6 protein-coding genes and 1 pseudogene are annotated in these 7284 nt (G+C 64.2%); 4 read left to right on the top strand and 3 right to left on the bottom strand.

The window, feature by feature from the left end:
* Positions 1-24: 24 nt before the first annotated feature.
* Together AAZU54_RS27035 and AAZU54_RS27030 are read right to left on the bottom strand one after the other, a co-directional pair.
* Complete coding sequence (locus tag AAZU54_RS27035; protein WP_312153748.1) at positions 25-999, bottom strand: 2-hydroxyacid dehydrogenase; 975 nt, start codon at positions 997-999, stop codon at positions 25-27.
* Between the two features lie 186 nt (positions 1000-1185).
* Complete coding sequence (locus AAZU54_RS27030) at positions 1186-2133, bottom strand: LysR family transcriptional regulator (RefSeq protein WP_186553798.1); 948 nt, start codon at positions 2131-2133, stop codon at positions 1186-1188.
* A 182-nt stretch (positions 2134-2315) separates the two neighbouring features.
* On the opposite strand from AAZU54_RS27030, the gene AAZU54_RS27025 reads away from it, so the two are divergent.
* The 4 genes from AAZU54_RS27025 to AAZU54_RS27010 are packed head-to-tail and all read left to right on the top strand — an operon-like array spanning position 2316 to position 7077.
* Positions 2316-3842 carry an efflux transporter outer membrane subunit gene (locus AAZU54_RS27025; RefSeq protein ID WP_434727881.1) on the top strand — a complete coding sequence of 509 codons (1527 nt, stop codon included), beginning with the start codon at positions 2316-2318 and terminating at the stop codon, positions 3840-3842.
* The gene (locus tag AAZU54_RS27020) at positions 3839-6016 is read left to right on the top strand and encodes an FUSC family protein (protein ID WP_434727880.1); all 2178 of its coding nucleotides are present in this window, start codon (positions 3839-3841) and stop codon (positions 6014-6016) included. Before AAZU54_RS27025 ends, AAZU54_RS27020 begins: the two co-directional genes overlap by 4 nt.
* Complete coding sequence (locus AAZU54_RS27015) at positions 6006-6206, top strand: DUF1656 domain-containing protein (RefSeq protein ID WP_186553801.1); 201 nt, start codon at positions 6006-6008, stop codon at positions 6204-6206. Before AAZU54_RS27020 ends, AAZU54_RS27015 begins: the two co-directional genes overlap by 11 nt.
* A gap of 10 nt (positions 6207-6216) precedes the next feature.
* Positions 6217-7077: an efflux RND transporter periplasmic adaptor subunit gene (locus AAZU54_RS27010; RefSeq protein WP_186553802.1), complete on the top strand. Its 861-nt coding sequence runs from the start codon at positions 6217-6219 to the stop codon at positions 7075-7077.
* Positions 7078-7176: 99 nt separating this feature from the next.
* Here AAZU54_RS27010 and AAZU54_RS27005 read toward each other — a convergent pair.
* Positions 7177-7284, bottom strand: a pseudogene (locus AAZU54_RS27005) (IS110 family transposase); the annotation flags it as partial.

Here is a 7284-nt window from a genome sequence, read left to right as displayed (position 1 = left end):
TTCCCCCGCGATGAGGCTGGCCTGTCAGTGCTTCCACACCTGCGGATTGACCAGATCCCGCGGCCGCTCACCGAGCAGTGCCGCACGCAGGTTGTCCAGCGCCCGGTTGGCCATCGCTTCACGGGTCTCGGCAGTGGCCGAGCCAATATGCGGCAGGGTCAAGGCATTGGGCAGCTTGAACAGCGGCGAATCGGCCAGCGGTTCTTTCTCGTACACATCCAGCCCGGCGCCGCGAATGGTGCCGGCCTGCAACGCCTCGATCAGCGCCGCCTCATCTACCACCGGCCCACGGGCGATGTTGATCAGGAACGCGCTGGGCTTCATTAGCTGCAGTTCGCGAGCGCCGATCAGCTTGCGGGTAGCATCAGACAGCGGCACTACCACGCAAACGAAATCCGCCTCGGCCAACAGCTGATCGAGGCTGCGGTACTGCGCGCCGAGCTCCTGTTCCAGCGCCTGCTTGCGGCTGTTGCCGGCATACAGGATCGACATGTTGAAACCAAAGCGGCCACGCCGGGCGACGGCGGCGCCGATATTGCCCAGGCCGATGATGCCCAGCGTCTTGCCGTGCACATCGCTGCCGAAGCGGTCTGGGCCAACAGTGGCTTGCCACTGGCCGGCCTTGGTCCAGGCGTCCAGCTCCGCGGTGCGACGGGCGCAGCCCATGATCAGCGAGAACCCCAGGTCGGCAGTGCTTTCGGTGAGCACGTCGGGGGTGTTGGTCAGGGCGATGCCGCGCTCGTTGAAGTAGTCCAGGTCGTAGTTGTCGTAGCCGACCGACACACTCGACACGACTTCCAGCTTGGCTGCGCCTTCGAGCTGCGCCCGGCCAAGCTTGCGGCCGACGCCGATCAGGCCGTGGGCCTCGGGCAGGGCTTCGTTGAACTGGGCATTGATGTCGCCGAGCTTGGGGTTGGGCAGGATCACGTTGAAGTCGTGCTGCAGGCGCTCGGCCATGGCCGGGGTGATGCGGCTGAAGGCCAGGACGGTCTTTTTCATCGGGCTACTTCTCTGCAAGGCGGTGGTGGAGTGTCAGTGCCGACCGCATCGCGGGGCAAGCCCGCTCCCACGCAGAGTTTCAGCCGGGTGGGAGCGGGCTTGCCCCGCGATGGGGCCGGCACTGACGATGACGAAGCCAATGATTAGCAACCTACCATTGTCCTTCACCGCCGTGCAGCAGGTTTTTCAATTGGCGACTAGTAATTCGTGGGTTTTCAGGTCCGCCTCATGCGCGGCTAGAATCTCCGGCAACGAGTTACGCAGGTATTCGACCCAGGTCTTGATCTTGGCATCCAGGTACTGGCGCGAGGGATAAATCGCGTACAGGTTCAGCTCCTGCAAGCGGTAATCGGGCATCACCCGCACGATGCTGCCATCGCGCAGGCCATCGATGGCCGAATAGATCGGCAACACGCCCACCCCCATGCCACTGCGGATCGCCGTCTTCATCGCATCGGCGGAGTTGACCTGGAACGGCGAGCTGGTGATGTTGACCATCTCCTGGCCCTCCGGCCCGTCGAACAGCCATTTCTCCAGCGGAATCACCGGGCTGACCATGCGCAGGCAAGCGTGCTTGAGCAGGTCGATCGGCTTTTGCGCAATGCCATGCTTGGCGACGTACTCGGGCGAGGCGCAGACGATGCTGTAGGTGATCCCCAGGCGCTGCGAGACAAAACCTGAGTCAGGCAGCTCGGTGGCCAGCACGATGGATACGTCGTAACCCTCGTCGAGCAGGTCGGGCACGCGGTTGGCCATGGTCAAATCGAAGGTCACGTCCGGGTGCGACTCGCGGTAGCGGGCGATTGCATCGACGACGAAATGCTGGCCGACGCCGGTCATCGAATGCACCTTCAACTGCCCGGCAGGGCGGGCGTGGGCATCGCTGGCTTCGGCTTCGGCTTCTTCCACGTAGGTAAGGATTTGCTCGCAGCGCATCAGGTAGCGCTTGCCCGCCTCGGTCAAGGCGATGCGCCGGGTGGTGCGGTTGAGCAGCCGAGTTTGCAGATGGGCTTCCAGATTGGAGACCGCCCGCGACACGTTCGCGGTGGTGGTGTCCAGTTGCACTGCGGCAGCGGTGAAGCTGCCGAGCTGGGCCACGCAACTGAAAGCACGCATGTTTTGCAGGGTGTCCATGGGTCACTCTCTAGGTAGAGGCCGAAATTGTGACACGAAGTTACAGATTTGTTCCTTCGACCAAAGCCGGATTATCGCTGTTTTGGTAACAAAGATTCGCAGGATTATGCGCTTATCGCCAGTGCGACGGCCCCCTAGAATTGCCCGGCCTCATCCACTTCTTTCCTCGGGAAATCGCAGCTGTGCCGCGTCGCATCATCAGAGCGCTGAATGCGCTCAGTGCCTGTGCCCTTAGCCTGTCCTTGTCTGGCTGTATCGGAACCTGGGGTATCGCCCCGCAAAGCAAGACGCTGCAAGCCAATACCCTAGCCACCGACCACGCCATCAGCGAGGCCGCCCGCGACGCCCGCTGGCCCGACCAGCAGTGGTGGCGCGCTTATGGCGATGCCCAGCTCGACCGGTGGGTAGCCCTGGCCTTGGCCGGCAGCCCGAGCCTGGCGATGGCCGCAGCGCGAGTGCGCGAAGCCAAGGCCATGGCCGGGGTGGTCGAATCGGCGGAGAAACTCCAGGGCAACGGCCAGGCCAGCCTCAAGCGGCATAACTGGCCAGAGGATCAGTTCTACGGCCCCGGCGCGTTGTCGGGTGCCAACACCTGGGACAACAATGCCGCCCTTGGCCTGAGCTATGCCCTGGACCTGTGGGGGCGCGAGCGCAACGCCAGCGAGCAGGCGCTCGACCTGGCCCACATGAGCGTGGCCGAAGCGCGCCAGGCTCAGCTGGAGCTGGAAAACAACCTGGTCAAGGTCTACATCCAGCTGGCCCTGCACTTTGCCCAGCGCGACATCGTCAAGTCCGAGCTCGAACAGCAGGAGCAGATCCTGGGCCTGGCCAAGCGTCGCCTGGAGGGCGGCATCGGTACTCATTTCGAGGTCAGCCAGGCCGAAGCGCCGCTGCCCGAGACCCATCGCCAGCTCGATGCCCTCAATGAAGAAATCGCCCTGGCGCGTAACCAGCTGGCGGCCCTGGCCGGCAAGGGGCCGGGGCAGGGCGCGCAGCTCCAGCGTCCGAGCCTGACCCTTGGCGCAGCGCTGACCTTGCCTTCGGCATTGCCCGCCGAATTGGTCGGCCAGCGCCCCGACGTGGTCGCCAGCCGCTGGCAGGTCGCGGCGCAGGCGCGGGGTATCGACGTCGCACACGCAGGCTTCTTCCCCAACGTCGACCTGGTCGGCAGCTTGGGCTTCATGGCCACTGGGGGTGGCGCGCTGGAGTTTCTCACCGGGCGCAAGTTCAACTACAACGTCGGCCCGGCCATCAGCTTGCCGATCTTCGATGGTGGCCGCCTGCGCGCGCAGTTGGGTGTGGCCTCGGCGGGGTATGACGTCGCCGTGGCGCGCTACAACCAGACCGTGATCGGCGCGCTGAAGAACATCTCCGATCAATTGATCCGCCGCGAGTCGATGAAAGAGCAGGCGCACTTCGCCCAAGCGTCGGTGGCCGCCGCGCAGAAGACCTACGACATTGCCCTGGTCGCCTTCCAGCGCGGCCTGACCGACTACCTCAACGTGCTCAATGCGCAGACCTTGTTGTTCCGCCAGCAGCAAGTGCAGCAGCAGGTCCAAGCCGCGCGCCTGACCGCCCATGCCGAGCTGGTCACAGCGTTAGGTGGTGGTCTGCAAGCGGGCCAGGATGCACCTGCCGAACAGCGCCAGGCCGCGCCGAAAACCCCAGCCACCCTGGCCATCTTCGACAAGCCGGACCACAGCCAATGAGCACATCGAGCTTGCCCGTGCGCTGGCTGCAAAGCCTGGAGTGGCGCCGGGGCTTCTTCGCCTGGGCGCGTACCGACGGGGTGACTTGGGTCTACATCTTCAAGGTACTGGCCGCAGCCTTCATCACCCTGTGGCTGGCCATGCGCCTGGAACTGCCGCAGCCGCGCACGGCGATGATCACCGTGTTCATCGTCATGCAGCCACAGAGCGGGCATGTGTTCGCCAAGAGCTTCTACCGGGTGCTCGGCACCTTGGCAGGTTCAGCGATGATGGTCGCGCTGATTGCGCTTTTTCCGCAGAACACCGAGCTATTCCTGCCCAGCCTGGCCCTGTGGGTGGGCCTGTGCTCGGCAGGCGCCATGCGCTACCGGACCTTCCGCGCCTACGGCTTCGTGCTCGCTGGCTACACCGCGGCGATGATCGGCCTGCCGGTGCTGGAACACCCTGACCAAGCCTTCATGGCCGCCGTGTGGCGGGTACTGGAGATCTCCTTGGGGATTCTGGTGTCGACCATGGTAAGCGCCGCGATCCTGCCGCAGTCGGCCAGCGCTGCCATGCGCAACGCCCTGTACCAGCGCTTTGGCGTCTTCGCAGGGGTGGTGGTCGAGGCGCTGCGGGGCGACAGCCAGCGTGATCGTTTCGAAACCAGCAACGTGCGCTTCATCGCCGAGGCCGTGGGCCTGGAAAGCCTGCGTAACGTCACCGCCTTCGAAGACCCGCACATGCGTCGGCGCAGCGGTCGCCTGGTGCGCATGAACAGCGAGTTCATGGCCATCACCACCCGCTTCAATGCCCTGCATCGCTTGCTCGAACGCTTGCGCGCACGCGGGCCGTTGCAGATCGTCGGCGCTATCGAGCCGGGGCTTGCAACCCTCGCCGAGTTGCTCGAACCCTACGTCGGCCGGGCCCTGACCGATGCCGATGCACTACGCCTGACCCTGGAGCTGGCCGCCTACAAGGAGGGCCTGCAAGCCCAAGTGCGCACCTTGCGCGCCGAGTACCTGGAGACCAACCCCAGCGAAGCCGACCTGCTCGACTTCCACACCGCTTTCGAGCTGCTGTACCGCTTCGTCGACGAGATGTTCAGCTACGCTGAGACCCACGCTTCGCTGTCTGCGCACAACCACCAGCGCGAGCAGTGGGACGAGCCCTATGTGTCGCAGACCAACTGGCTGGTGTCGCTGGCTGCCGGGGTACGCGCTTCGGCGGTGCTGCTGTTGCTGGGCAGCTACTGGCTGGTCAGCGACTGGCCGAGCGGGGCGATGATGACCCTGATCGCCACCGTCACCGTCGGCCTGTCGGCGGCTTCGCCCAACCCCAAGCGCATGTCGTTCCAGATGGCCTGCGGCACGCTGATCGGCGCCTTTATCGGCTTTTTCGAAACCTTCTTCGTCTTCCCCTGGATCGATGGCTTCCCGCTCTTGTGCATGGTCCTGGCGCCGGTATTCGTGCTCGGCGCGTTCCTCTCCTCGCGCCCGGCCTACGCCGGCTACGGGATTGGCTTGCTGGTGTTCTTCGCCATCGGCTCGGTGCCGAACAACCTCACCGTGTACAACCCCTACACCTTCATCAACGACTACATCGGCATGGTCATCGGCATGCTGGTTTGCGCTGCCGCCGGGGCGATCATCCTGCCGCCCAACAGCCGCTGGCTGTGGAGCCGTTTGCAGCGCGACCTGCGTGAGCAGGTGCTGTTCGCCATCGGCGGGCGCCTGCGCGGGCTGAGCTCGGCATTCGAAAGCCGCACTCGCGACTTGCTGCACCAAGCCTATGGCCTGGCCGCTGGCAAGCCGCAGGTGCAGAGCGAACTGATGCGCTGGATGTTCGTGGTGCTGGAAGTCGGCCACGCCATCATCGAGCTGCGCAAGGAGCAGGACCGCGCCCCAGTGCACCCGGCCTATGCCGAGTCGCAGCCCTGGCGCCAGGCGATCCGGGTGATGGGCCGGGCGCTGGCGCGCTTGTTCCTGCAACCCAACGCCAGCAACCACGAGCGCGCGCTGGTCGCGGTGGACCATGCGATCAGTCGCGTGCAAGCCACCGACGAGCCGTTCGCCCGTCACTTCGACACCTCGGTGCTGCGCCGCTCGCAAAGCTACCTGCACTTCATCCGTACTTCCCTGCTCGACCCACAGTCGCCGCTGGCCCCGGCGAAAGGATTGCACCATGCCCCGTGAGATCGCCTTCCATGGCGTGTACATGCCCACCATGACCTTGATGTTCCTGTTCGCCGCAGGCTTGGCCTGGGGCCTGGACCGCTTCATCGCAAGCGTTGACGGCTACCGCTTCTTCTGGCACCCGGCATTGCTGCGCCTGTGCCTGTTCATCTGCCTTTTCGGCGCCATGGCGCTGTCTGTCTACTGGTGAGAATCCTTCGATGAAAAAGTTCTTCAGCCTGATTGCCACCCTGCTGGTGCTGGTCGCCGCCGTGGCCATCGGCCGCCAGTTGTGGCTGCACTACATGACCACCCCGTGGACCCGCGACGGCCGCGTGCGCGCCGACATCATCAACGTCGCCGCCGACGTGCCGGGCTATGTCACCGACGTGCCGGTGCGCGATAACCAGCGGGTAAAGAAGGGCGATGTGCTGATCCAGATCGACGCCGAGCACTATCAGGTCGCGGTCGATCAGGCCAAGGCCCTGGTCGCTTCGCGCAAGGCCACTTGGGAGATGCGCAAGGTCAACGCCAAGCGCCGCGCCGACATGGACAACCTGGTGATCTCCAAGGAAAACCGCGACGACGCCAGCAACATCGCAAGCTCCGCCCTGGCCGATTACCAGCAGGCCCAGGCGCAATTGGCGGCAGCCGAGCTCAACCTCAAGCGTACGCGCATCGTGGCCACCGTCGACGGTTACGTGACCAACCTGAATATCCATCGTGGCGACTATGCGCGTACCGGCGAGCCGGTGATGGCAGTGGTCGATGAGAACTCGTTCTGGGTGTATGGGTTCTTTGAAGAGACCAAGCTGCCACATGTGAAGGTGGGCGATCAGGCTGAGCTGCAGATGATGAGTGGCGAGCGGATCAAGGGCCATGTGGAGAGCATCGCTCGCGGGATCTATGATCGCGACAACCCGCAGAGCCGCGAATTGATTGCCGATGTGAACCCGACCTTCAACTGGGTGCGCTTGGCCCAGCGAGTGCCGGTGCGGATTCACATCGATGAAGTGCCGGACGGGTTTTTGTTGGCGGCGGGGACTACCTGTACCGTGGTGGTCAAGCCTGGCGAGGGTTGATCCAGTACTTGCAGTGAGCGTTCTGGCGTCATCGCGGGGCAAGCCCGCTCCCACGCAGCCTGGCCCTCGTAGAAGCGAACGGCGTGGGAGATTCTATGGTTATGGGCAAGCCAATTTCATAGCTCTGGTGATGTATTCGCCCTGATTTTTCATCAGGGCGAAAGCCACGCGGGCAAGCTTTCGAGCCAAGATGACCAAGGCTTGGGT

Origin of the sequence: Pseudomonas sp. Je.1.5.c, from assembly GCF_051129895.1 — a bacterium.
Classification (GTDB): Bacteria; Pseudomonadota; Gammaproteobacteria; order Pseudomonadales; family Pseudomonadaceae; genus Aquipseudomonas; species Aquipseudomonas urmiensis.
The sequence above is the reverse complement of the archived record's forward strand: the minus strand, read 5'-3'. Positions and strand labels throughout refer to the sequence as shown.

Excerpts from the sequence above, each read along its gene's own strand:
- AAZU54_RS27010 (WP_186553802.1), top strand. The coding sequence starts at position 6,217 with ATGAAAAAGTTCTTCAGCCTGATTGCCACCCTGCTGGTGCTGGTCGCC.
- AAZU54_RS27015 (WP_186553801.1), top strand. The coding sequence starts at position 6,006 with ATGCCCCGTGAGATCGCCTTCCATGGCGTGTACATGCCCACCATGACC.
- AAZU54_RS27020 (WP_434727880.1), top strand. The coding sequence starts at position 3,839 with ATGAGCACATCGAGCTTGCCCGTGCGCTGGCTGCAAAGCCTGGAGTGG.
- AAZU54_RS27030 (WP_186553798.1), bottom strand. The coding sequence starts at position 2,133 with ATGGACACCCTGCAAAACATGCGTGCTTTCAGTTGCGTGGCCCAGCTC.
- AAZU54_RS27035 (WP_312153748.1), bottom strand. The coding sequence starts at position 999 with ATGAAAAAGACCGTCCTGGCCTTCAGCCGCATCACCCCGGCCATGGCC.